The 25,228-nt window shown below is 43.6% G+C and carries 18 protein-coding genes; 4 read left to right on the plus strand and 14 right to left on the minus strand.

Annotated features, from left to right (window positions below):
- Positions 1–497: 497 nt before the first annotated feature.
- Both QUA40_RS12335 and QUA40_RS12340 read right to left on the minus strand, forming a co-directional pair.
- Positions 498–1,148 (minus strand): hypothetical protein, encoded by a 651-nt coding sequence (locus QUA40_RS12335; protein WP_333125814.1) that lies wholly within the window; start codon positions 1,146–1,148, stop codon positions 498–500.
- A 16-nt stretch (positions 1,149–1,164) separates the two neighbouring features.
- Entirely contained in the window at positions 1,165–2,055 is an 891-nt protein-coding gene (locus QUA40_RS12340) for a hypothetical protein (protein WP_333125817.1), read from the minus strand.
- A 267-nt stretch (positions 2,056–2,322) separates the two neighbouring features.
- Here QUA40_RS12340 and QUA40_RS12345 point away from each other — a divergent pair, with 267 nt between their 5' ends.
- Both QUA40_RS12345 and QUA40_RS12350 read left to right on the plus strand, forming a co-directional pair.
- A complete protein-coding gene (locus tag QUA40_RS12345; RefSeq protein WP_333125819.1) occupies positions 2,323–3,081 on the plus strand; it encodes a phytochelatin synthase family protein in 759 nt (252 codons plus the stop codon).
- Between the two features lie 664 nt (positions 3,082–3,745).
- Entirely contained in the window at positions 3,746–4,066 is a 321-nt protein-coding gene (locus QUA40_RS12350) for a hypothetical protein (protein ID WP_333125822.1), read from the plus strand.
- A gap of 26 nt (positions 4,067–4,092) precedes the next feature.
- Here the strand turns inward: QUA40_RS12350 and QUA40_RS12355 are convergent, their stop codons facing one another.
- The 8 genes from QUA40_RS12355 to QUA40_RS12390 form a co-directional block, all read right to left on the minus strand.
- Positions 4,093–9,462 carry a DEAD/DEAH box helicase gene (locus tag QUA40_RS12355; protein ID WP_333125825.1) on the minus strand — a complete coding sequence of 1,790 codons (5,370 nt, stop codon included), beginning with the start codon at positions 9,460–9,462 and terminating at the stop codon, positions 4,093–4,095.
- On the minus strand, positions 9,459–10,160 hold the full coding sequence (locus tag QUA40_RS12360) for a hypothetical protein (protein ID WP_333125828.1): 702 nt from the start codon (positions 10,158–10,160) through the stop codon (positions 9,459–9,461). Before QUA40_RS12360 ends, QUA40_RS12355 begins: the two co-directional genes overlap by 4 nt.
- Positions 10,157–11,053, minus strand: a complete 897-nt coding sequence (locus QUA40_RS12365) for a hypothetical protein (RefSeq protein ID WP_333125831.1) — start codon at positions 11,051–11,053, stop codon at positions 10,157–10,159. Before QUA40_RS12365 ends, QUA40_RS12360 begins: the two co-directional genes overlap by 4 nt.
- A 39-nt stretch (positions 11,054–11,092) precedes the next feature.
- Entirely contained in the window at positions 11,093–11,668 is a 576-nt protein-coding gene (locus tag QUA40_RS12370) for a Uma2 family endonuclease (protein ID WP_333125834.1), read from the minus strand.
- A gap of 63 nt (positions 11,669–11,731) precedes the next feature.
- Positions 11,732–15,688 carry an Eco57I restriction-modification methylase domain-containing protein gene (locus tag QUA40_RS12375; RefSeq protein ID WP_333125837.1) on the minus strand — a complete coding sequence of 1,319 codons (3,957 nt, stop codon included), beginning with the start codon at positions 15,686–15,688 and terminating at the stop codon, positions 11,732–11,734.
- A gap of 100 nt (positions 15,689–15,788) precedes the next feature.
- Complete coding sequence (locus tag QUA40_RS12380) at positions 15,789–18,635, minus strand: helicase-related protein (protein ID WP_333125841.1); 2,847 nt, start codon at positions 18,633–18,635, stop codon at positions 15,789–15,791.
- 216 nt (positions 18,636–18,851) lie between these two features.
- A complete protein-coding gene (locus QUA40_RS12385; RefSeq protein WP_333125844.1) occupies positions 18,852–19,022 on the minus strand; it encodes a hypothetical protein in 171 nt (56 codons plus the stop codon).
- A 291-nt stretch (positions 19,023–19,313) separates the two neighbouring features.
- Complete coding sequence (locus QUA40_RS12390) at positions 19,314–20,264, minus strand: tyrosine-type recombinase/integrase (protein ID WP_333125847.1); 951 nt, start codon at positions 20,262–20,264, stop codon at positions 19,314–19,316.
- Positions 20,265–20,471: 207 nt separating this feature from the next.
- Here QUA40_RS12390 and QUA40_RS12395 point away from each other — a divergent pair, with 207 nt between their 5' ends.
- Together QUA40_RS12395 and QUA40_RS12400 are read left to right on the plus strand one after the other, a co-directional pair.
- Positions 20,472–20,636: a competence protein CoiA family protein gene (locus QUA40_RS12395; protein WP_333125851.1), complete on the plus strand. Its 165-nt coding sequence runs from the start codon at positions 20,472–20,474 to the stop codon at positions 20,634–20,636.
- An 85-nt stretch (positions 20,637–20,721) separates the two neighbouring features.
- Complete coding sequence (locus tag QUA40_RS12400; protein WP_333125853.1) at positions 20,722–21,375, plus strand: GIY-YIG nuclease family protein; 654 nt, start codon at positions 20,722–20,724, stop codon at positions 21,373–21,375.
- A gap of 49 nt (positions 21,376–21,424) precedes the next feature.
- On the opposite strand, the gene QUA40_RS12405 is transcribed toward QUA40_RS12400, so the two are convergent.
- The 4 genes from QUA40_RS12405 to QUA40_RS12420 all read right to left on the minus strand — a co-directional run bounded on the left by QUA40_RS12405 (position 21,425) and on the right by QUA40_RS12420 (position 25,161).
- Complete coding sequence (locus tag QUA40_RS12405; protein WP_333125856.1) at positions 21,425–21,883, minus strand: Mov34/MPN/PAD-1 family protein; 459 nt, start codon at positions 21,881–21,883, stop codon at positions 21,425–21,427.
- A gap of 7 nt (positions 21,884–21,890) precedes the next feature.
- The gene (locus QUA40_RS12410) at positions 21,891–23,651 is read right to left on the minus strand and encodes a ThiF family adenylyltransferase (protein ID WP_333125859.1); all 1,761 of its coding nucleotides are present in this window, start codon (positions 23,649–23,651) and stop codon (positions 21,891–21,893) included.
- A 175-nt stretch (positions 23,652–23,826) separates the two neighbouring features.
- Positions 23,827–24,591, minus strand: coding sequence for an IS1 family transposase (locus QUA40_RS12415; RefSeq protein ID WP_333125861.1), 765 nt, complete (start codon positions 24,589–24,591; stop codon positions 23,827–23,829).
- 102 nt (positions 24,592–24,693) lie between these two features.
- Positions 24,694–25,161 carry a helix-turn-helix domain-containing protein gene (locus QUA40_RS12420; protein ID WP_333125864.1) on the minus strand — a complete coding sequence of 156 codons (468 nt, stop codon included), beginning with the start codon at positions 25,159–25,161 and terminating at the stop codon, positions 24,694–24,696.
- Between the last annotated feature and the right edge of the window lie 67 nt (positions 25,162–25,228).

The raw sequence follows: 25,228 nt of genomic DNA on the forward strand, positions 1-25,228 counted from the left end.
GATCGCTGGTATTTATAATTATGAACTTTCTTGGAAGACAAACTAGCGATCTCCTAAGACTTTCGCAAGAGGTCTAAAGAAGAACATTTAACGATCGCCCGAAGCGGTAATTTCCAGCGTTTGAGGGACTTCTATCACCACTTTGAGGCGGACTGGTCTCAATTAGCCAATCATTCACCCTGAATCACATTGTCCGCCAGTCAATTTCTATTTTATATGCTTGAGTGCTATTTGATAAGGGAGAAGACTGGTCAGTGGATCAGGCGCGATCGCTTTTTTGCCACGGGGCGACGTGCCGTTTTTTGACGCGAGCGGGTTGTTTGCTGATAGATTTGTTACACTTCCTCCACCGTACTCACCGTTCTGGCGTTGTAACTTACTGTCAACTGAGTTAGCTCTTTGGGCACAGTTTCCTGAAGTTTTAGGAGATGCGATCGCCAAGAGTGTTGGGTTTGTGAAAGACTCCTAAAAATAGATGCAGTAAATACGGGATCTTCTCACGAGTTGGGTAGAACACAGCGATAGTCCCCATCGGGAAATTTCTCGCTCAAACTTTCATTGAAATAATACTGACACCAAAATTCTGCGACTTCTAACAACATGGGTACGGATTCAGCAACGATACCCGAACCCGACTGCAATCCATAGCCTTCTACATATTCTCTAGCTAGTTTGTAAGCCCAATAGGGGAAATCTGTCTCTACGAAACACCGCAGTGCATACTCTAGCTTTAATAAATCTCCGCTGCGGACAAAGCGCACCGTTGCCCACCTAAAATTACGGTAGTCATCCCTTTGCAAGCCATCAATGTCTCTCAATAAGTTTCTGAGAGATTGCCTGCTTTCGTAACTAGGATTTTCTAAGTAACTTTGCATCTGTGTGATTGCTTCATCCACTAACTGTTGTTGCTGTGCCCATTCTTCATCTGTGAAATGTTCTGGACAAATTGCCTGATTTATCTGCTGCTGCACCAGTCGAGCAATGTAAAGTGCAAACTTTTCAGCGGCGACTTCATCAGGGCACAGACTTTTGATACTCGTCAGCCTGGTTATCGGTATGGCAAGTCGAGCTTTTTCAACTTCCTTAGTGGCTTGAATCCACTTTTTGATTTTCTTAGCAATAGCAAGCTGTTGTTTGTTTTGTTTCATTCTCAATTGCCGACGCTTAATATCCTGATTGAATCAACGCTCCAGAGAGCAAATCTGTTAGTTTGAGTGTAACAGCCCACTGGTTTAAGTAAGCGAGATCGAGTCGTTCCCCTTGCACCTTCAAAACTCCCAACACATCCCTCCACTGCTTTTGGGAACCGCCAGGAATTAGTTTATACCAACTGAGTTTTTGCAGGACGATATCTTCGGGCGAGTAGATGTAGATTCCCTGCTCTGTTAAACCGCTAACAGGGTAAAGTTGACGACGACTCATCACCAAAGCTGAAAAAGGGTCATCGCTGCTCATCACAAAAATGTCTGCTTTCTCCATAGAAGGCAAATATATAACATTGAACGATGATTCGCGGGGTGCTGTTTTTGACTTAGCGATTGCTTCAGTCACAGCCGACTCGCTGATGTAAAACTCACCTGACATGGCATCAATTAGTTTCTGTGCTGTTCGCGATTCCAGGTCAATCACTAAGTCCAAGTCTTGCGTAGATCTGTTTTCTCCCAATAGCGAACTTGCCACCGAACCTCCCACCACATAGGGAATATTCAGCGGTAGCAAGATGCTGGCTATTTTTTGCGCTAATTCGATCGGATCTGCAATCACGAGTTCACCCCAATCGTTACTGTCTGATAAAACTTCTATCCACTCAGCACCCAAGCACCTTTTAATAAATTCTTGCCGAACTTTTGTCTCAGTAGCATTGGGATACTGGTTCTTTATTCCAGATATTGCCAGCCTTCGCACCGCTTGATTGAAAGCGCAAGTCCGCTGTACTTTTTGTTGGGGCGTTAACTGTCGCAAGAGCTGAAACATCAGCACGTCAGCTTCAATGCTGGTATCGATAGATTGTGGCTTGTATCCTGATTTGACTGTGACTGTTGGCATTGGCGGCATGATGCAATCTTGCTCCCAGGCATAGATTTCAAAATTATATTACAGAATCCCTGTTTTTCAGACCGCTTTATAAAAATAATGTTTTTCCTTAATTATAATGAAATTTTAACCATGAAAAGACTTGCTATAATGATGTCCAAAGCAAAGGCAATAGGTACTTGAGCTACTAACCAGATGGCAAGGTTTAGACGTTGTAATGTTTAATTATCCAACGAAAAATTCTGACTAAGACTTTTTTACACAACAGTTCTTGGGAGAGATGAAGATATGAACTTAAATCAAACGTCTGGCAATCACCGATGGCGAAGGCGACTAATAAAAGCTGGAGGTGGTATTCTACTAATCTTCGGCACAGGTTTAAGCGTTTTTACATGGAAAGCCTTCTCGCCACCTTCTGTTGACCGACTACCACTTCCCAAAACTTTGGTTTCTCTAGAATCACCCCAAGGACAACAGCTACTGAACCAGAGCAAGAGCAAACAGGATTTTCAACCGCTTAGCACCCACATTGAAACTCAAAAACGTCCAGCCTATTGTGGTGTGGCTAGCAGTGTGACGGTTCTGAATGCACTCGGCAGCAAAAGACAGGGATATCGCCCCCTAACCCAAGACACCTTTTTTGACGGTCAAACCCAGAATATCCGCTCTTCTTATGCCGTCACTTTTTCCGGGATGACTCTTGATGAATTAGCTGCCTTGCTCAGAAGTCACAACGTCAAAGTTGAGGTCTACTATGCGTCGGAGACAACACTTAACCAATTTCGCGCTCAAGCTAAAGCCAACCTTGCCAGTTCTGGCGACTATATAATCGTGAACTACCAACGCTCTGTTTTGGGTCAAGGTAAAAGCGGGCATATTTCTCCCCTTGCTGCCTATCACGAGGCAAGCGATCGGTTTCTGATTGAAGACGTAGCCAGTTATAAATATCCGCCTGTATGGGCTTCTACGGAGAATCTTTGGAAAGCGATGAATACTACTGATTCAATTTCCAAAAAGACACGCGGCTATCTCGTTGTGCGTCAGTAAGATAGAGAATTAGAGATTGCCTAGTGGGGTGTGAGCAAAAGTAATTGAAGCATTATTCTATCTTTGATTTAAACTTTATCAGTTTTAAGTTGACTCAACGGCACTAAAGTTGTTAAAAAAGCGAACTGCTGTTTTTTCGAGAGTTGGATTAAGTTCATTCACATCACCAGCAATGTAGATCTCCAAGTCCTTAAAGTAATTTTCCGCTATCGAAGCAACCCAGCTTCCCTCACCCTTGTAGTAATCAAGACCTCCGCAAAAGCTTTTTACGATTTACCAGTATGACTTTATAACTCTCAACAGCAAATCTTACCCTAAGCCAAAGTTTAACTATTTAAACACGCTATAGCTATCAACACCCGAACTGCCATCGCCCGAACTAAACTTGCTGATTCGGGCGAGCGCTACGTTAAGAAATTCCCCCGACCGATGCAGCAGTGCAGTATTTGCCTGGACTTCCCCCTGCAAATATACTTACATAGGCTCAAAAGTTTATCATTGCAAAAGTTTCCATTGTTGAGTAAGATTTCTGTAGCCATGTAGGTTATTCACGCCTGCAAGCTTACGCCAATTATATTGAATCTATTGCGTTCTGCGCGATCGCCAAAACGGCTATTGCTTTAACTTGGGTACAGTTTTTTCACTCAACAATTGAAACCTATAATTGGTCAATGTTTTAGATATTTTATTACATTTGTACGGGGGAAGTCCAGATTTGCGGCAAACTCTCTGGTATCGGGTCGGGTATACACCAAGCATGAAAATAGAGGGACACGGGCAGGCCAAGATATTCACGCAAGAGGAAATCGAACTCTTGTTCAATGAAGGTTTGCAAACCGATCACGATCGCGCCCTCTTTGGAGTTTGCCTCTACACCGCCTGCCGTATTGCCGAAGCGTGCAGTTTGAAAGTCATCGATGTTTTCACCCCGGCGGGTGCCATCCGCTCAGAAATGGTTATCCGCTTTCGTCAACACCAAAGGTAAGCTCGGCTTGTGTCCGCTGCCGTCTATTAGTCAATCAAAGAAGGTAACTGACTAAGCTGAGATTGCCAATCCTCATCGTATCGCAAAGAAATCACGTAATATCCAGCAACCCAGTCTAAATTTTCACGAGCAATCAGATCGCGCTGCTGTTGCTCCAAACTATCATGGGCTGAACCATCACAAAAAATAGCAACTTTAGCTTTTGTGTAGATAAAATCTGGTTTGCTGTTCGCCTCAGCAATCAAATGTTGAGCCAGATCGGGCAACTTCATACCTCGGTGGTAAATTTCTTGCAAAACTATTCGCTCAAATTCAGAATTGGGATCAGTTTGCGATCGCATCCGCTCGTACTGCTGTTCGCGAGAACCACCCGAAGCATGTCGGTTGACACTGCTACTAGCCATTTCCTCTAGCAGAGAGCTTACTAAATATCGGTTCAGCAACGGATGGTCAAACTGATTCCGGTACGATAGCAAACATTCATAACAAGCTTGAGTACAACTTGGCTTAGGTTCCTCAAAATGGCAGATATCCAGCGCCATCCTTGCCAATCTCTGAAACGACAGCGGATTTTCCAAAATTTGCGATAACACCCCTGCACCCCCTTCCGCAGCTTCCCAGAAAAGTAAATACTTCCCTTCTCCCAACCGTTCAGATGCCAACTCATCTCCTTCCAGCTTGTACTCTGCTTGAATAGCCCGCTCTAGAGCGTACTGGAACGTTGCCAAAAAACCCTCCGCTTCTTGCGGAGGAACCGCCACAGGCTCCACAACTAAAATATTGCAAGTGTCAGCCACCATTAAATGAATTTCATTTTGTAGCGTTTGCAGGGAGTTAAGCGTTGCTGACTCTTCCCTCGGATCTCCCCACAACCCTGTCGCAGCGTCCAATTTAAACCCCCGCTCCCCAGCACGTCGCAACCCGCAATTGAGCCGCCAAATATTTGCTGTTTCTCCATAGCAGAGTTTCAGCAACTCTCGACCATCAGCCGCCAATACTTGAGCTGATTCTTGTTTTTGATTCGCGTAGCGGAAGTGAGTTGTCAGATTGTAGCCATATTTAAGCCGTTCCTCTTCATCACAGGTAATGCGTTCCCGGCGGCGCGTAAACATAGTATCCATTGGCAGCACGCGGTTGAGTTTTGCCGAGTTGCCCCGGCGGTCAGAGATAATGTTGGTTCCGCAATTTTCGCAGGTGTCTCGCTGGAATTTGTCGCCTTCGTGGAAGTAGCCACAGTTGGCACACAAAGCCACTCGTTTGTAATCGAGTCCGCTAGCGGGAACTTTAGTTTTGGCAATTTGGAATTTGTTGCCCTCGTAGTACACAACGTTACTGGGCGCAAATTCCCGGATGGCGACACTGCGCGGTCGCGAAATAAATTCGCCACTTTCACCAGCAGGAACGTAAGCGCGGACGGGGAGGCGGGGAAAGTTAAACCCAGGCAAAAAGCCTTCGGAAGCCAAATAACGGTAGGGGTAAAATTCAAACTCGTTAGCACCCTTGCCTTTGTTAAATTGGCCCGTGAGTAAATCAATTTGTCGTCTCGCTTCCTTCTCTAAATTCTCAGCCTTCTGGCGTTCCTCTATCGTGCTTCCCCCTCTGGCTGAACGGTCGATCACGCGGCGAGCTTCTTCTAATTGGGTAAAGGCATCTTCGTAAAGTGTACGCCAGCGATCACACGCTCCGTCAAAAGTTTTTAAAGCATTTTCTAAAATAAATTGAATTCGGCCTGGTGAATACCAAGAACTGCGCGTTAAATCTTTTTGGCAGAAGGTATCGCCAAGAATAGTTTGAGCATCCACAACGCATTGCGCTAAAGTTGCCGATGTAAGCGTTAGCTGAGAGCGCAAATTTTCTTTTAAGGGATAGTCATCTTTCTCTAAATCTAAAACTCGATTCATAGAATCGCCCAAATCAGCCCCGGTACGCGCCAACCACAGCGAGTAAAGGTGAGATTGAATTAAATCCTGATTAGCTAATTCTAATTTCGGTGGCACTACTATTCCTGCTACCATTTGCTCTTGCCGTTTAAAGAAATATTGGTCGTGTCCGCTAACGGCAGATGCGTAAGTAATGACGAGAGCTTCTTGACCGCCACGACCGGCCCGACCGCTTCTTTGAGCATAGTTAGCAGGCGATGGGGGAACGTTTCGCAAATGCACCACGCTCAAGTCGCTGATGTCAATCCCCAGTTCCATTGTGGGTGAGCAAAACAGCGCTGCTAGCTGACCGTTTCGGAACTTTTCTTCCCGCTGCTGGCGGTTTTGATTATTGACTTGTCCTGTGTGTTCGCGCCCTTCCATAGTTTTTATGGTTTGGGCCGTGCGTGTGTAAAAGTTTTGAAAAAACTGATTGACTTCAACACCGTTTTGTGTACTTCCTTGCAAGCGTTTTGTTTTCAGGGGGTCAGCAGTAATTTGATTAATTTGTTTTGCTTGCCAAATCATGCAGTCAATTCTTAATTGTAGTTCATTCTCCTCTCGTTTTAAGTAACCAGAATCGCAGAGAATTTTGACTAAAGCTTCAATTAAGAACTTGTATTCAGACTCGCTTAAAGGAACATTTAACCAAGGCCAAGCGCGGAGAGATTTCAGGAAATTGCCGATTTTACTTTTTCCGGTGAGCTTGAGTTTGGCTCGTTCTCGTTTTTCACCGCTGACTAAAGTTGCCCAAGTTGCTTCATAAGTATATTCATAGGGGTCAATTTTCCAAGTTTCATTTAAAGCTTGGGCAACTTGTCGCTTAATTCCTTCTACATTTTCTGGTTGTAACAGGTCGGCATCAATGGCTAATTCTTTTCTCAGGTAATCGAGTAGCACTTTTGCGACAAAAAATCGCTGCTCTGGGGTAGCTTGCAGTAAAATTGGATGAGGATATTTTTGCCAAACTGTTGTGGAGGCACAAGTTTCCTGTAATTCTTCATATTCAATTTCTAATAAACCACACTGTTCTAAATTCGGCTGTACGATGCGCCAACCCCGGCGCAAGTCTTCATAAAGTCTGTATTCAATTAAAGCTTTAAAAGCTTCCTCATTTCGGCGTTTTCCTATACCGTATTCGGCAGTTTGTTGGGCATAATCTTCTTGAGATAGCCCCATTTGTTGGACAACTTCAACGGCTAGGTCGGTGTGCCTTAATTCTCCTGTTCTTTGCAGCGCTCCATTTAAACTTGCTCTTAAAAAACTGGTTTGTACAAAATCATTAAAATGTCCTGATTGTAAAGAAGCGTCTTGGCGATTGTCGGTAAAGCTGAGAATCTTGGCTGCTTCTGGCAGGATAGCTGCACTATTTTTTAATCGGCTGACAGTTGAAAGGCACAGTAATGTAGTTGCGGTACTGCGGCCTTCGCTACTGAGGCGGGACAGTTTGACAAATTCATTTTTTCTGCGATCGTGGACAATACCACAGTGCAAGCAAGTAAGGAAAGGTTTGGGAATAAACCAGCAGGTTGTTGGTGCAGAATCGGAATTTTTGACAACAACACTTGTAGTAACTCTGCCATCAGGATAAATGTAGAGCTTTGTAGGGATAAATCGGGCGTAGTCTTTTTTAGGGATGCGACCTTCTTTTTTAGTGTATTTGAACCATTGGTCGGGCAAACGGTCTTCATCTGCTGTTTCCCAGAGTTCCGGTTCATCTAAGGTTAAATATCCCTCTTGAATGTCGTCTTTGTCTAAATCTAAATCAATGGCGGTTGGCAGCAGCGGGGTTGCTGTATTGCGGTGAGAATCGTAGCGGACAGCATAGTAATCTTGACCGCATTCGCGACAGAAAACAAGGGGATATAAGAGGCGATTATTCGTGGTTGTGTATTGACCTTCAAGAGTGAGAAAACGCTGAGAATGGGGTTCTAGAGTCGTATAAACGCTACCACCTTGGGCGATGAATTGGTGCAGGCGAAAAGCTAAACCTTTGGTTTGACTTCCCCAGAGGAACATTTGCTGGAGGTGAGTCAGGCATTTCTCTGGGGAAATTTGGGTTTGTTCAGCTAAGCTTTGTGCACCGGATTGTAGGGAAATCGGGGTGCGTCGGACTAAATCGCCGCTTTCTTCTTCGGCTAGACCAAAATTCATTTCAATCCAAGCGCTTAAGGGGTGTTGTTTGAAGGTGTCTTCGGTTTGTTCGGATTCTGGGGGAAGAGGATTTTCTAAGCTTTGGCGCAGTTCGTTAATGTTAGGATAGGGGCGATTGATAGCTTTTTTTAAGGTTTCATCAATGACATTTTCGGGTTTGACTTCGACTCCGAATAGCTGGCTGGAAACGGTGGCAACGGCTTGGCGACGATCGTCGCTAGTGCCTTCGCTGGACATGGTGGCGGATGTGCCAATGCAAAGCAAGTTTTTGCCGCATCTTTGGCGCAATTTACGGATGAGTAAGGCAACATCTGCCCCTTGCCGTCCTCGATAGGTGTGTAGTTCGTCTAAGATCAGAAATTTCAGGTCGGGAGATGTTACTAATTTATCTTCGTAGATACGGGTTAACATTAATTCCAGCATCACATAATTAGTGAGCAGGATGTGTGGGGGGTCGTTTTGAATTTCGCTTTTTTTACTATTGCTTTCTTGGCCGGTGTATTTTTCAACGCGGATGGGACTGTCGGGAACTTTACTAAGAAATTTTTTGAATTCTTCGGCTTGGGAATTAATCAGGGCATTCATGGGGTAAACTAAGATTGCCCGGACGTTTTTGATTTCTGGATTGCGTAATAGGTCATCAATAATTGGGACAACGTAACTGATACTTTTGCCGGAACCAGTGCCAGTAGTGAGAACGTAGGGTTCTTGGCGAGAGGCGCTGCGGAATGCTTCTTCTTGGTGTTGGTAAAAGCGAAAACGGGAGAAATATCGATCGCACTTTGGGTGTAGAATTCCTTCGTTGATGAGAGTGGTGATTTCTGCACCGGATTGATAGGCAGGGTTAAGTTGAATTAAGGGGTTCGGCCAGAGTTGCCCTTTGTCAAGCTCTTGGTTGACGAATTCTCTAACTCTGATGTCGCGGATTTTTAGAAAGCTTTCGATGTATTGGCGGTAGTCGTCGATGACTTCATTTCTGAGTTGGAAGATGTCTAGGAATTGTTGGGAGTGGGGAGTAGGGAGTGGGGAGTGGGGAGTAGAGAGTAGGGAATTTGGGGTTTTTCCTAAACGTTGATTGATGAAATTAATTAATTGTTCTTTTAGGGTTTCGTTGAGGGTTTCGGGGTTAAAGATTTCTGATAAATTAGTGGAATCCCAGTCTGGGGGGATGTGGGAAAATAAAGCGGTAATTTGTTCTGATGTGAGGGATTCGATGCTTGTGCAATCGAGGGTTGCTAAACCTTGACCGATGAAGGTGCTGGTAGCGGCGATTGCTACTTCATTTTGTTGCAATAAGTCTTGAAGTTTGATGGGGATTTTCATACAGAAGCCTTGATTAGTTGAGAACGACGCTGTTTGACAATTTCAGGAATATATCGGTTTTTGTCATCTTGTCCTTGAAATCCTAAACGTTCATAAACCATCCCCCCAATACCAGGAATTACTTCTCCTTCTTGAGTGCGTTCGTCATCTTCAGCAAAGTAGATAAATTGGAATTTATCGTAAATATTTTTGTCGAATTCATTTTTAAGCTTTTCTTGCGCCGTGTGATACATGACAGGAGCAACAATGATAATATTATCTGGTGTAATTGTTTGGATTAGGTTAATTAGGTTAGTTTTTACTACGCAAGCTCCTGAAATAATGGATTTAATGACTATTAAATAGTTGACATCATTGAGGGTTTTTTCCTGGTATTTTTTGATGATGGGTGCGGCTGTCAAATCTTCGATTTCAAAGGGCGAAAATCTTTGATTCCAAAAGCAAGCAAAAGCAACTGAATCGAGATGATTTTCTAGTTGGGTTAATACTCCTCTGGCTAAAAAATCAGCATCTTCAACTGTAGAGGCGAGGTAGACACTTTTCTCTTTATCTATTTTTGTCAGTAGAGCATCACCTAAACTCATCCCTAGTTTAGTCATGGTTTCTTGATATTGTTGAGCCTCAATACTTTTGTCTGCTAAGGTATCAAGTAAAGAGCGAATATGATTGTTAATGAGGGATGAGTATTTTCTGGTCATATTAAAAACGTCTCTAACTGCTCGAAGGAAGTTGGGTTATTTTTCTTAATCAGTTCTTGAAACCGCCTAAATCGGTCAGTGTCAATACTGTAGGGCAATGTCCCCTCTTCCAGTCCATCTCTATAGCTCCAATGTAGGAAACCTTTAGTCAGATTATACGAGAAGTTGTCTATATTACTTAAAATATTTTCTACTTGGGGGTCAAGTTGTAATTCTTGGCTGAAAGAACGGATATAAGAGGGGTTTGACTCCTGAGCTTTCTTGAGGACATTGATGAGGGAAACGCCAGATTTATCACTGCATAGCCACGCGCCTAGTAATACCGTCACGACACACTCTATCTTGTCTGGGGCGGGTTTTTCAAATGCTGATAAATACTCTATCGCCTCTCGAAAAGCTGGTTGTTGTGCGAGAATTTTTATTAAGTTTGGTTCCGGTGGAAAGTAGATAACTTGACTGTATGATTTAATGTTATTAGGAATATTTTGATTAAGCGCTGTACATAAGGTCTGAGCAGAAACTACTAGGTAAAGATTGGAAGTTTTAGAATGGGCTAAATTTAACTCTTGTTGCTTTGCAAAATCGTCGGTTATAGATTTGAGTTCCTTTCCCCAAGTTACGTTTTTGCTGTTTTTTAACTGGTAGTGATTGAAGATATTGCTGGTGGCAAATTCAATGAGTAAATCATCAACGAAGGCGGGAATCTGGGTAGAAAATTTTATTAATTCATTTCCTTCGATGACCCTCTTTAATAATAAAGCCAGTTGATAGACCGTGAAATTAGTTTCATAATCACTTCCTTTTTGATTGCTAGTACCTCCTTGATTTTTATTTCTTAAATAATCAAGAGCTTCATCGCCAAAAAGGTTTTTAATTTGTTCTTCTTTGTACATTTTCCCCTGTTTTTAGTAACTATTTAAGCTGCCTAAGTTTTACCAAATGAATGAAAGGTCTAAAACAAATCCGGGTAAAACATCTTCTCCTAATAGCGTTGTTGGATTATCTAAAATTTCTTTTTCTCGACCAGGGCGGTAAATTTCAACTTGGCGGTTTTTGCGGTTGATTAACCAGCCTAAACGAGTGCCATTGTTAATATATTCTTGCATTTTTTCTTGTAGGGGTTTTAATGGATCGCTGGGCGATCGCAATTCTATGACAAAATCGGGGCAAATTGGCGGAAATTTCTCTTGCTGTTCGGGGGTGAGCGATTCCCATTTTGCTAAGGGTATCCAAGCTGCATCAGGAGAAAATTTGGCACCATTCGGCAGTTGAAAACAAGTAGAAGAGTCAAAGACAACGCCTAATTGAGTTTGCCTATTCCACAAGCCTAAATCTAGGTTAATATCAGAGTTTCGTTTTCCAGTTCCTCCTCCGGTAGGTGGCATGATAATTAAGTCTCCTTTGGATGTACGTTCAAGTTTTAATTCGCGGTTGGCGATACAAATTTGATAAAATTGCTCATCGGTGATGGGGGCGGTTTCTGGATTGTTTAAAATTAATGGGGTCATGTTTTTTATCTCCTTGTACGTAATGCAGTGTAAGATAGCGCAAACAGCGCTAGTACGTACCTATTAAAACCCTAACATATCCCACGCGGCCAATACTAACCGCTGGGTTCGATACTCCCCATATTTCTTAGTCTCACTATTCTTTAACACCCGGAAGGTTTCACTGGGGAAGTCGGGGCCGTAAACATCACTTGGATCTAGTACATAACGCAGTTCGTCGCGGGTGAGTCCGTAAAGTTGGGCGTAATAAGCGTCTAATTCGGCGCGTAAAATGGCGCGGCGTTGTTCATTCCAAATAAACGGCGGGCCGTCATATTCCATGTCTTGCGCGAAGGGTTGCATATCCCAGGCTGTATAGACGAGTTCTAATACTCTGTCGCTGATAAATTTGATGTCTTTTGGGGTGTACCAGTCGGGGGGAATGATAGGGAGTTGGCGAACAACATAAAAGCTGAGATTTCCGCCACTTGCTTTTTGTTTAGCAACATAATCAAAAATTAAGGCATTAAAGTTAGCAACTAGCGCACTCATTTTATAAGGCTCTTGATCAGAAAAAATTAAGGGCATAGAGTGACCAACGCCAAATCTAGGAAAAATAGTGAACCTTACACTCCTTGAATCTGCTACAGCGCTTATAGCATTGCGAAAACCAATCAACCATGAAGACTTCCAGAATGCTGGAAGTCTTGCTTCAACTTCTTTTAGAGGTACCCAATATCTTGGAAGAATAACCCAATTAGGCTTGATAAGCTGCTCTAAGGTAGCTTCATTTGTACGAGGACGGGTTCCATACATATCCTCTGGTGGAATACCAGCAAAAGTAGCCTGACGATGATTAAAAATATCTGTAAGTTTGGCTTCATATAAAGGAATATATTTTTCTTCTTCTTTTTTCATGAAGTTGTTCTCAAGAGTCCATCCTTCTTCTTCAAGTTGGTTTTTTTTACGAAAAAAAGTTGAGGAATCATTAGCCATGTGAAACATAGCAGAAAACTTAATTCCCCACTTATTTTGTTGTAATTCTACATTTTCAAGTACAGGGAATCGCAAGTATATTTTTTTTATTAAAATAACATCTTCTGTAGTTCTAAGTATTGGAAGATTTAATGTGTTAGGATTAAGTAGTTTTATTTCTTCAACTGCCAAATTGTAGACTCTTCCAGGCTTCCTTAAATCATCAATTTTCCATAATTGAGCGGCTATGTTAACTTCTTTAACGGCGGTTTTAGAAATAGTTAATAAAGAAAATGAATGGGTACTTTCTAAAGCTCGAAAAATATAGCCTCGGTTGGTAAAATCATAAAAACTAACTAGCGAACAAGCTTTAACTAATTCTTGAATAAAATTTTTAGTAGAATCATCAGTAGCAATTCCTGGTGGGATTATACACCCACTACAACCTTTTCCATTGATAAGCATCCAGTTGATTTCAGCAAACACAGCATAAGTATTAAAATCACCAACAGCAGTTAACGGAAAATGTCCCGATTTTCGGATAAATTTACTCTGTGCCTCCGCATCATGTTTCGCATCCTCAAACTCTTGTATCAATTCTGGTTTAATTTTAGACAAGTGTTTAATCAGTGATTCACGTTCTGCTTTATTAGCTTTGGCAATTTCCACACTTCGAGAAGCAAAAAACTCCTTTTCCTGTAACTTAATTCTCTCCCAAGGTGGATTACCCAAAACACAATCAAACCCACCAACTTCAAAGACTTCAGGAAACTCTAACGGCCAATGAAAAAACCGCTTATCTTCCGCCAACTGATTTGCTGCTTCCACAACCATTTGCGTTATTGAATTCCCCTGCAACAACTGACTTAACGCCGCAGTTGTCGGTAACAACTGTAAATTCAGTTCGGTTATAGGCATAAAAAATGCCGCTGTCCACAAATTACACGCCGAATAATCACGCCACCATCTGACATTATTCTGACTGTGAGTTTGTTGATATCGCGCTTGTTTTTGTTTGACTTCTGCCGCTGTAGTTTCCGGTATGTCTCCCAAATCGCGCCAATTCGCAGCATATTGATTCCGTTCGGTTTCTAAATAAACAAAATTCAAGAAAGGTAGACCACTTTCTATAGCTTGGCGGTCTTTTTTATTGCTTTTTTTTAATTGACTTGCTAAAGTTTTATTATCCCCCGTTACAGGCTTAAACGCCTCATCCGGTATCCCTTCATCCAAACATTTTATATCTAACACTCCCACCAAAGAATTACCGCACTTAATTCTGTGATCTAAAAAATTTAATGGCAAACCTTTAGAAAACCCTTCAATCCACAGCGCCACCTTACACAAATCAACAGCAAACAAATTTAAATCAACCCCATAAATGCAGTTTTGAATGGCATCGCGCACAGCAATCCGCAACTCATCCGGTGTCGGTTGGGCGCCACCCGTTCTAACTTTGGCTAATTCCCTACCGATTCTCCGCGCTGCTGCTAATAAAAAATGACCGGAACCACAAGCCGGATCGCATACTTTTAAACTCAACAATGCTTTTTCAGTTCGTTCTCGGACTGTAGCCTTATCTTGCGCTGTTACCGAACCCTCACGGAACCCTTCAATGCAACTACGAATCTTATCCTCTATAACAGGTTCTAAGGCACTTTTAATTAACAGTCCTACTAAACCGGGTGGCGTGTAATAAGAACCCGTTGTTTTTCTCTCTGTACCTCCTACTAAAACAAACTGATGAATCCCATCTCGGCGCAGAAATTGCGGGTGAAAATCTAGCAAGCTTTCGTAGACGCTTCCCAACTCTTCCACATCCAGTGCTCCATAATTCACCCGTCGCAATTGCCCCTTTTGTTCGTATAATGACAACTCCCGAAGAGCAGACAATAAATCGTGATTATCTAAAGCGCAATTATCTAAGTCTTTCAAAGTCTTTGAACCAAACAAATCCCCATTCAAAGGAGATAATCCCAACAATTCTCCTCGCCAACTTTCATCAAACAAACTAAACGTTACCCGCAATCCCTGCCAAATATCTTGGAACCCCTCGCGCCGATAACTAGGGCGTTCTGCTAATAACCGCAACCGTTCAATACTGTAATACTCTCGATAAATTCTTGCTTTTTCTTCATCTTCTCCGGCTAACAGCAAGTTACGCGATTCCGCCACCATCAAAAACAATAACCTATAAATCAATAATAATAATAGCCGATAGAAATCCGTCTCTTTTAATAAATTATCTTCAATCAACTTCCGCAACTGCTGGTTGCTGGAATGCTGCACAAATCCTGTCCCCAAGCGGGAAATTGCCCTTTCCACTCCATCCCGGAGGCGATCGCGTACTCGTCCCCCCTGCTGAATCGCCTCTTGGTGGTAAAATTCCAACAGACACTTATCTGCATCATCTATTCCCAGTGGCAACCGAGAACGGTGAAACAAGCGGTAAAATAACCCAAACTCCGCAAAATTATCCCCGTTAAGGATTTGCTCCAAATCAAACTCAATATAAGTTAATCTTGTCATCAAAGACGAATCCCGCAATAGTCGCCACTGCAACCCATTCGTGACAATTCCCCATAAATGTTCTGTGCGGTTCAAATACTCCTGCATCAACGCATGGGCGGACAACCTGGGCATTCCCGCAGGCGGTTTTTCTTCCAATCTCACCCGACAGCCAATAATATGAATAGGCGGTTTATTTTCTCCAGCTTCTACTCGGTGAGAAATAGCATAAGTTTGACTTTCAACTACCTCTGCTTTTGCTTGATAAATGGGTTGGCATCCCAATAATTCTAACAGCGGTATTGCCCAATATTCCCGCGTTAAGCTTGTTGCTGCATCCTTTGAATCTAATCGCGCTAACCTGCGCTGAAAGGCGATCCAAAATGCTTTAGCATCTCCCCAAACTACCGCAATTTCATCTTCTAACTTCTGCGTTTTTGGTAAACCAAAATCTACGGCATTCTGCCCTTTTATATCCCCCAACAAAAACTCCGTGGTTAAGTCGGGGGCGATTAAATTACCTTCTATTGAAATTCCAGAAATAGTTAGAGAAACCATAGGGTATGTAGTAGCACTTCAGCGGATTTTTAGATTGATACGTAGTTGGGTTTCAGCCCTTAATTTATAAATACTGGCAAAGACAGCGCAACTACCTACCTTAAGGTGGCTGCAAAATATAAACGCCTAAAATATCCATCGGTAACTGAGGAATTACTTTCACTTGCCCTTCCTTCGTCATTGCCCTGACGCGCCGATGTGACTCCGATAAAATACCCGCCCTTTCCCTCCCCATTTCTGTTAAATTTGCCTGTAAATCTCCCAACCGAGATAGCAACCTTTCCACCGCGGCCTTTTTTCTTTCGATTGGCAAATCTCCTGCGGGTTCTACCTCCTCTAATAGAGTCAAAATTTCTTCCTCAGACATCCATTGCGGTTGCGCGGGATTCCCGCGAAAACCCCGCACCAAACACTCCTCAGCCAGCAAAGTCACGCCCGCTTCGTGACTGCGGGAACTCTCCAACAAATGCCGCAACCTCAGCAGCAAAATCACCGTTGGTTGCTGCACTGATTTCGTAACAGTAAACCCACACCGAGACGCTGCCGATTCGTGTAAATTCTCCAGAGACCCTTCTAATAAATGCTGTGCTAAACCTTCAACAATGGCGTGATTTCTGCCAATATATTCTACCCCCGCTGGTGCAGGTGAATCAAAGGTAATTGTCCGAGGCTTATCCCCAATTAAAGACACTAAACACGAAGGAATACTTGGCAAATACCAGCCATTTTTCTTTTTTATTAAAGAAGTATTCAAACGCTCGCAAGCTGACTTGACAAAACGCGCCACATCTGCTGCACTGCCTAAAATCGAATCGGACTCAATTAACTCTCGTTTCACATCTGTCGGTTCAATGCTTCTTTGAGCAAACCGAGTTCGATTGAGCTTTTGTTTGTCAACTGCTCTATCCCACTGTTGGTGCAATTCTGTTATAGGAGAAGTTTCCTCTTTCAAAAGGTCGAACAAACTCAATTGATAATACTCGCTAGTTGATTTTTCAAACAGCGATTTAAACACAGCTTCTTGCACCGCTGTACTATCCATTGGTACGGGAACTGTCACCCCTAAAGTTTTGTGAATTGCCACAGCTTTACGAATTAAAACCTCTAAGACTGCCCCATCTACAGGGTTGTCTTGCCCGTAAAGCAAAATACATTTAACTACTGGCGCTGTTTGTCCGTAGCGATCGATTCTACCCTCCCGTTGTTCTAATCGATTCGGGTTCCAAGGCAAATCATAGTGGATGGCTCCGGTAAAATGTTCTTGTAAGTTCAAACCTTCACTCAAACAGTCAGTAGCGACTAATACTCGCTGCGGATACGCCATCAATTCGGCTAACCGGACTTCCCGCTTATCTTCTGAATCTTCACCGCTAATTGCAATCACGCGAATATCGCTATTTTTTTTACTCTCTAAGTCTTGCTTTAAAGCCTCAGCAACATAATTAGCTGTCGCAATATATCGGCACCAAATAATCGGATTTAAACCTGCTTGGAGAAGTTCTTTTACCAGGGCTATAACTTTTTGTAATTTTACATCTTTTTCCCCTTTTAAAGCCTCTGCTTGCTTGACAAAATCTCGTAGCTTTCGTTTTTGAGAATCTTTTAAGGTTGTTTGTCCCACATCCACCACGGCCGTAGGAGAAGCGTCTGCAACTTGCTCTCCTTCTGTAGGATCACTTACATAACTGGCAGCTAATTCATCATCCCACAATTCCTCTAATTCCTCAGTTTTTACTTCCGCATCACGGTTTCTTACCTGCCTGGATAGAGTAGCAATTGCTGCTGCTGGAGATGACATCACGCAGCGGATAATTGCTAAAGCTGACCAATATCGACCCCGTTTTTGGGCGTAACTCAAACTGTCGTCAACTCCTAGCACTAATCCCTTAGCAAAATCAAAAACGTTATCGAATAAGTGACGATAATCAGTAGATAATGGATAAGCTAATTCTAAAGATTCTCTCTGCGGAAATGGCGTTTCGTTGTCCAACCACTGGCGGACATCCACCCGCCGTCGCTGGATAAAATGATTGGCTAGCTCAATGCGTTCTTTTTCGGTGAGGATTTCTAAATTAAATTGCTCAAATTTAGGGTTTAGCAAACCTAATAAAGACAAAAATGCTGCTTCAATCCCACTGTGGGGAGTAGCTGTCAGTAACAGTAAATGGCGGGTGGCTTTTTCGGCAATGGCTTTTATTAATTCATAGCGCTGCTGACCTATCGCTTTTTGTTGCTGGGAATTAGTGCAGGTGTGGGCTTCATCAACAATTACTAAATCTGGGCAATGAGTGAGGAATACAGCGCGGCGACGTTCTGATTTAACGTAGTCTAAACTAACAATTATGTGTGGGTAATAGCTAAAAATATGGCTGTCGCCAGTGGGTAATGCTCGCTCTAATTTGGAGGCAGTGCCTGAACGAATGACGGCCGCATTGATGTGGAATTTTTGCTTGAGTTCTCGCTGCCATTGATCGCATAGTTGGGGTGGACAGAGAATTGCTAGGCGCTTTACTTCCCCCCTGTCTAAGAGTTCGCGGGCAATCAGTCCTGCTTCGACGGTTTTGCCAATGCCAACATCATCAGCCACTAGCAGTCGCACAACCGGCAGCCGCAACGCCATCAATAGGGGTACTAACTGGTAGGGACGGGGACGCACGGACAGTCTGCCCAGACAGCGAAACGGGCCAGCCCCACTTCGCAAGCTCAACCGGGTGGCATCGAGGAGAAGTTGGGCCGCAGCGTGGTCTTGAATGGTGCTGGCGTTGGGTGCGGGAAATTGGGCGGGTTCAATAGTTTCTAGGTTGAGGCGGGTGTAAATGCCACAAATTTGGTCTTCATTTCCGCTTAAGGGACGCAGGCGAATCAAGTCGGGCCTGTCGGAAGGCAACACCACCCACTGGCGATCACGACAAGAGACGATAGAACCGGGGGGGGTGATAGCTGTCATTTTTACTCTTGGGAACCCACTAACAGTTTAAGCATTTTGGTGTCGCAAGGAAAGCCGATCGTCCGCTTAGAGATTGTCCCATCATCACACCATACCATTAGAGCGATCGGCTACCTTTTATAAACTTGCCTCTTTTCTTGTGCAAGCTTACAGGTTTATTAGGTGCAGCTTCCTACTAATTACTTATGTGGCATTCTAATTTCTTATGTCACCCTATCAGAGTTCCTGCACCGCACATATTCTTTCCAGGCAGCTAAGACTGGATGCAAGCTGACATCGTGCGGGTTCTTTAGGAGGTACTGAAGGACGTGCGGGAGTAAAGGCGATCGCTTCCACGTCCTTCCACGATAACTCCATCCACTTAGGGGTAATGAAGTTTTCTAGCAAAAGTTTTTTATGTTTTCCAGCATGACTTTATAACTCTCAACAGCAAATCTTACCCTAAGCCAAAGTTTAACTATTTAAACACGCTATAGCTATAAACACCCGAACTGCCATCGCCCTTCCACAACTTGCCGACTTCTGAATCGCCGCATTAAGAAATACCCCCGACGGATGCAGCAATGCAGTATTTGCGGCAAACTCTCAGACGTGGACATAATCGCGCTTATTATGAAAATAGAAGGCACGGCTAAACAAAGCTCAAGAAAATCTGCGATGAGCTCTCCACCCTCAGCATCAAAACCCTAAGTGCTGCACAGCCCGTCGCTTCGTTTCTTCGCCCCGGCGATCGTACTTAGCTGTTGTCACAGGAGAGGCGTGACCTGCCAACTTTTGCACTGTTACGATATCGACTCCAGCATCGAGGAGGTCTGAGCAAAACGTCCGCCTGAAATCGTGAGGCGAGAAAGAATCCACTCCGGCGAGTTGAGCCCGTCGCTGCAAAATCTTCAAAACGCCATCGTCCGTCATCTGCCGAAATTGAATTTCTCCTCCCTTACGGATGGGAAAAAGCAGCGGCCCTGGCGCTTCTCCCCTCAAATTGAGCCACTTTTCTACCAAGGCGATCGCCGGTTCTGAGATATAAACTGTTCGGTATTTCTTGCCCTTACCCTCTCTAATTTCCAACGCTCCCGTAGATAGGTTGAAATCTGCCACATCCAGATTGACTGCTTCAGCGCGGCGAATTCCACCCCCACGCAAGATAGCAATCAAGGCTGCATCTCGAACATCAACGGTACTCTCGCCAGAGCAGCTTTGCACCAGCGCTGCAATTTCATCCGGGGATAGCGCCCGCCCCCTTGGTTTTCCCGATTGCTTGACGCTTCTCACGTCTACCGCCTTGCTGTAATCCAGGGGGTCGATTAAATCTAACCGCAAAGCTTCCTTGAGTACCCGCCGTAGGGCGCATAGCATTTGATTCACCGACGCCGGGGCGTACTGTTTCTCCAGAACCGAGCGCAGCGCTGCCGTGTGCTTGTAGCGCAAGGCGGCCCAATTCAACGTCATCCGGTCGCACTCCGAGCCCGCCAGCAACTTCGCCATGATGTCTAGCGCCGCCGCCATCGTTGCCTTCGAGCGATCGCTTCCCAAACTGTCAAGGTACACCGCAGCAGGATGCAATGCCAGTGGCACCGGTGCCTGCAACTTCAAGGTTTCCGGCTGTTGCTCTTCAAGTAAGTTGAGCATTTACTCTTTCAAAGTGTGGTTATAAATACTAATTTAGACTAACGAAGACTTGCCTTTATCCAAAATTTACCTCTCAAAAGAGTCGCCCGAAGCTGCACCTGGATGTTGGTTCTCGCCCAAGGCAGAGGCTATTAACAAGCAATATTGTTACAATTATTCATCTAGCGGGTGCATCTTCAAACCTGCTTTGAGGAGAATTGAAGGGCGATGTGGCTTAAATTTGGTGTTGCTCTCAGTGGCGAACTGATGAGCATTGATGAGGTTGTGCGCGGAAAAACTCAGCTAACTTGTCTCTACTGTGGCGGCGGATTGACAGCAAAAAAGGGTTCGGTGAAAGAACATCACTTCGCGCACACGCTCGGAAAGTTGTAAACCAGTCTCGCAGCGGATTAAAACCAAAGCGTTTCCCTCGCTTCCCCTCTATGATAATTTCAACATCCAGCTTAAGGGTGAGGAATTGGAGCAACTAAAAGTGCTGTGGAAAGAGTACGGCGCACAAAATTACGGCATTCCCAAAGACTTGGTAAACTTTCGGTGGCAGTTGAAAGGATTGTTGGAATCAGAGGGCGATCGCACTTATCAGTTTACCGACTTGGGTAAAATCCCCGTCGGCGCGCTTCCCCTGGCGTTGTTCAACCAAGTCCAAGAACCCTTGCTGCTATCAGAGTTAATGAAGTTAGAAGGCTCTGTAGAGATTGCCGAAGCTGCGGCGTTATCTTGTTTGGACGAACGGCGGGCTGATTTGCAGATTTATCGAGCGCAGCTTCGTCGGATTCTGGTGAATTCGCTCTATTTTCTGGAGGTCAAAGCGGACGGCCACTGCTTCTATAAAATTGGGGTGACAACTCGATCGATCGAGGAAAGAATCGCCGAAGTGCAGCGGGATGTGAAAGCGCATTACTCGGATGTGGTTGTCAATTTGCTGGGACTGTGGGAACACCGGGGGAATGTGGAACTGTACTTCAAACACCGATATCAACCCTTTAACTACCGCATTGGTAAGCTGACTGAGTATTTTCAGTTTCCTAATGTTAAGACTATTTTGAATGATTTGTACGGGATAGAAGCCAAGGTGTTAAGTGAAGTTGAGCGGGATGTACTCCTCCACTAATCTCGCCACTGGATAATATTCTTAGTATTTACTACCCTAATTTAAAATCTTACTGTATGAGTTCACCTCTAAAGCTTCTATAGTTTGGAATAAAAACTGTCACACTACCTTCTAGTTGCTGTTTTTCATCCAACTTAACAATTATCAGAACCGCAAAGTTGGCTCCTACAGTAGAATCTTCAACAATTTCCCACATTGTTTGATAATCAGTGCTACTGGGTTCAGTGGAGTAGGATGGATGGGAATGCCACTCCCCCAAATAGTTAAAACGAGTAAATTGATTATTTGTATTCTGGAAGAAACTCTGGAGTGGACGCAGCACTATTAAAGGCATTCGCAAAAAAAAAGCAGTTGTTCCCACTTGTGATTGAATAGTCAGGTCTTTCACACGGTAAACTCCAGGTGATAGATATTCGCCCATCAAGATGCCGCCTATCTCTTTGCTACCTGCTTTTTTCAAAGCTTTAATCAGTTTTTCGGCAATGTCTTCAGGAAGGTGGATATTCATCGCGTGCTTACTCCAGCAATCCTTTCAGGAAATCGATTACTTGGTTTTTTACAAAATCAGACGCTATATCATTGTTTTTTTCCGGGGCAAAATTGCTAGTATCTATCGGAATTGTATGAAAAGGAGCGTGAAAAATCCATCCTTTCTGCAAACCAATCACATACATTGAGTAAGGAAATAAAGATATTTCTTTTGATAAAACTGTGTCGAGCGCTAAATGGGTAATATGGCTAGCAATGATGCTGACTTCCGCATCAGATGCTTCCAGAATCAAGCCTTCCTGGTTTTCCAAACGATAGGGTTCAGACGAAATCGTTGGAAGTGGAACATCCTGCACCGAAAGAAACTCATAAAATGCAGCACGCATCCCTTGCGGATCAGGATCTTGTCTAGGACGGCTGCGGGCAACTATTCCTCCAATACCACCAGCAAAAACTTCTCCCCATAGCAGCGATTTGAAAAAGTTTTTGGCAACAAATGCGAGTAAGTTAAATACCCGTGGATTTGCGGTTGCATCAATAATCAGATCGCATTTATTTAGCTGGCACAGAACATGATCCAAAGCTGAACTGGTTTCTTGTCCACCCACTTTAATAGTTGCAACATCAACTTGGGCATTTTCGGAAATGCAGGATATCAAATGAGCAACAGCGTGAACCTTATACTCTCCGACATTTCTCCAATCCAAACTGTGGCGGCAGATGTTATCGGGCAGAAAAATATCTTCATCGACCAGATAAAACTTCCCAATTCCTGTACGTGCTAGAGAAAGAGCCACTTTACTGCCAATTGACCCTAAACCGACAATACCAACAGACTTATCAGGAAGAGACTGAAGTTCCGCCGATACTCGCGGGTTAGCAATGGTATGGGAAGAGCAAACTAAAGTCACATTAGACAAAGCATCCTTGTCAGCAGATATTTTCAAAAAGCAATGAATTTGGTCTGTTGCATCAGTCAGCAGAATACAAAACAAACCCTGGCTAGCATATTCTGACCAGATACTATCCACTCCTGTCAGGTTGTTAGATGAAGAATTTCCTTGTTTCAAAATGGTTTCTAAATCATATAAACTTTTTATCTGCTTCAACTGCTCAGGGTTGTACTGGGTTTTACAAAAAAAGCCTTTCTTTGTTGTGTAATCCATTTTGGTAGGAATTGAAGCATCATACCAATCAGGATATCCCTCCCCAGGTTTAAATCCTTGAATAAATATTACTAATGACTCACTCTGCCACTGTATCCAGCAATTACTCGATCCCATAGTCAAGGATGGCAATTCCGCAAGATAAGCTTTACCTTCTTCAGCAAGATATCCTCGGAGATAACTAGCTCGCAGGATCTGACCTGTAGAAAGCTCGTGTTGCACAGGGACAATATGCTGTTCCCCAATTCCGTGGGGATTTTCTGTGCTAAGAAGGGTATGGGCACTCTCCAGAACTTGCGCTCCTGTCAGATTGAAATGCCATGTATCGGGTCGCCACTCTAAGCAAAGAGCCCCACTTAAATACTGATGGTCAGACCATCGTTCCTGAGAATTTTGAGGATATATTTCAGGTGGAACCGCAGGAAAGAGTACAGGATAAACCATCTTCACAGCGTAATCAAAACTGTGGGCATGGATAATTGCTTCAACAGCTAATTTGTCTTTATCAACAAATGTCCAATGCGATCCCTTCAACCAGTGAACGCTACTTTCAAGCTCGTTGATCGCATCTCGCTCTTTTAGCAACCTCTGTAAATCTCTAAAAAACCAAATATCACTCACGCAAATCCTCCCGGCTTTTTCGGCATGACAGGACGATTGGGAAAGGTCAAGGCTGACGCAGTGAAGGCTGTTTGCAGCAACTTATCGGCTGCGTCCTTAAATAAGTCACAGGGGAATCGCTCTGCGCCAAAATGCTGTTGCCACGCTCTACAGGCATCTCTCTGGGGTAGTGCTTTTATGTAAAGGATGGAGAAAATTGAGGCGGTTGAACTTTCAGCATTCCTAATCGGATTTGGTAATTGTAGTCATGAATGAAGTTCCAAATAGCACCCTTGTGATTCTCCAACTTTTTAGAAAACGATAACGTCTTCCTGACTAATCGCGAAATTCGTTGCCTGAGAGTATTGTTCAATCGTTCAATGTAACTGGTTAATCCGCTTTCCTTGCCGACGGACTTATGCCTTTTACTTGGTAAAACTACGGCATAGGCTTCCCAGTGATCGGTATAAATCTTGGCACATTGGCGATAGACACTTGGTAGTGAATCCCATAATGCAAGAGCCGATTTCGAGGAGCGGTCTCCAATATGACATCCGATCACTTCCCGAGTCTTGGTATCCATTGCTAACCAGACCCATTGTTTATTCCCTTTGTTGTCTACAAAAGACCAGAGTTCATCCATTTGGACTGTGTGTTTTCCAATTTCTTTCGGAATGACTGTGGCTTTGAGTTCTATTGCACCGTACAAGTGGTTCACATAATTTTGGAGCCAGCTCTGGGAAACGCCCATGACTCGGGCAATACCAGCCAGGGAAATCCGCTCCAACAGAAGTAACTCAATTTTTGCCAAAGTGTCGGTGTCTTTGGGTGCCCACTGAGGATTTTCGACAAACTGCCGACCACATTCGCGACATTTGTGGTTTTGTTTTCCCCGACGAGTCATCCCATTTTTCATCACATCGTCAGAACCACAAGTGGGACAAATTAGATAGGGTTTCATGATGAGACTCCTCAAAAGACTGGACATAGAGGTATTATCCTCCATCCTTTACATAAAAGCACTACCCCGCTGCTAATTCCAGCATATCTAGGTCTGATTGCTTTATTTCTCGTTGTTTGGGGTCTTGTTTTCCTTTATGACTTGGACTAGCTCTTTTCCAAATGATCCCTTTTTTTTTAGTACCCGTCTTAGTCGGTCGGGACTTAATTTAATAGAGCGCTCTTTTTCTAATTTATCAGCTAATTGAAAACTGTTATATGTACGTGGTTCTTTTTTTAAGCATTCTGACAAAAACTCTATATCTTCTTCTTTCCATTTGGCTTTTACCCCTCGACCTGGTTTTTCCCAAAGGCTTTCTATACCAAATTCTTCCCATTTATGTAAGACTGCTCTCACTGTTTGTGAAGCCCAGTTAAAGTGAGTAGCTATTTTCTCAACATACCAGCCATTTGCGTTTAACCTGATTACTTCTGCTCGATCTTTGACTTTTTGTGGTACTTTCGCCGTTCTCAGATTAAATAGGGTTTTGTCTTGCTTTTGAGTCAGAAATACTCTTAATCGAGCGCCCATATATTAATTACCTCACTAAAGCTATACCTTTCTTTATGTATCTTAACATAGTTTTGTTTTTTTTCGC

Source organism: Microcoleus sp. Pol11C3 (assembly GCF_036701485.1).
GTDB lineage: Bacteria > Cyanobacteriota > Cyanobacteriia > Cyanobacteriales > Microcoleaceae > Microcoleus.

Coding starts and splice junctions, on each gene's coding strand:
- QUA40_RS12375 (WP_333125837.1), bottom strand. CDS start 15,688: ATGGTTTCTCTAACTATTTCTGGAATTTCAATAGAAGGTAATTTAATC.
- QUA40_RS12405 (WP_333125856.1), bottom strand. CDS start 21,883: ATGAATATCCACCTTCCTGAAGACATTGCCGAAAAACTGATTAAAGCT.
- QUA40_RS12340 (WP_333125817.1), bottom strand. CDS start 2,055: ATGCCGCCAATGCCAACAGTCACAGTCAAATCAGGATACAAGCCACAA.
- QUA40_RS12370 (WP_333125834.1), bottom strand. CDS start 11,668: ATGACCCCATTAATTTTAAACAATCCAGAAACCGCCCCCATCACCGAT.
- QUA40_RS12355 (WP_333125825.1), bottom strand. CDS start 9,462: ATGAAAATCCCCATCAAACTTCAAGACTTATTGCAACAAAATGAAGTA.
- QUA40_RS12415 (WP_333125861.1), bottom strand. CDS start 24,591: ATGAAACCCTATCTAATTTGTCCCACTTGTGGTTCTGACGATGTGATG.
- QUA40_RS12390 (WP_333125847.1), bottom strand. CDS start 20,264: ATGCTCAACTTACTTGAAGAGCAACAGCCGGAAACCTTGAAGTTGCAG.
- QUA40_RS12360 (WP_333125828.1), bottom strand. CDS start 10,160: ATGACCAGAAAATACTCATCCCTCATTAACAATCATATTCGCTCTTTA.
- QUA40_RS12420 (WP_333125864.1), bottom strand. CDS start 25,161: ATGGGCGCTCGATTAAGAGTATTTCTGACTCAAAAGCAAGACAAAACC.
- QUA40_RS12395 (WP_333125851.1), top strand. CDS start 20,472: ATGTGGCTTAAATTTGGTGTTGCTCTCAGTGGCGAACTGATGAGCATT.
- QUA40_RS12345 (WP_333125819.1), top strand. CDS start 2,323: ATGAACTTAAATCAAACGTCTGGCAATCACCGATGGCGAAGGCGACTA.
- QUA40_RS12335 (WP_333125814.1), bottom strand. CDS start 1,148: ATGAAACAAAACAAACAACAGCTTGCTATTGCTAAGAAAATCAAAAAG.
- QUA40_RS12365 (WP_333125831.1), bottom strand. CDS start 11,053: ATGTACAAAGAAGAACAAATTAAAAACCTTTTTGGCGATGAAGCTCTT.
- QUA40_RS12380 (WP_333125841.1), bottom strand. CDS start 18,635: ATGACAGCTATCACCCCCCCCGGTTCTATCGTCTCTTGTCGTGATCGC.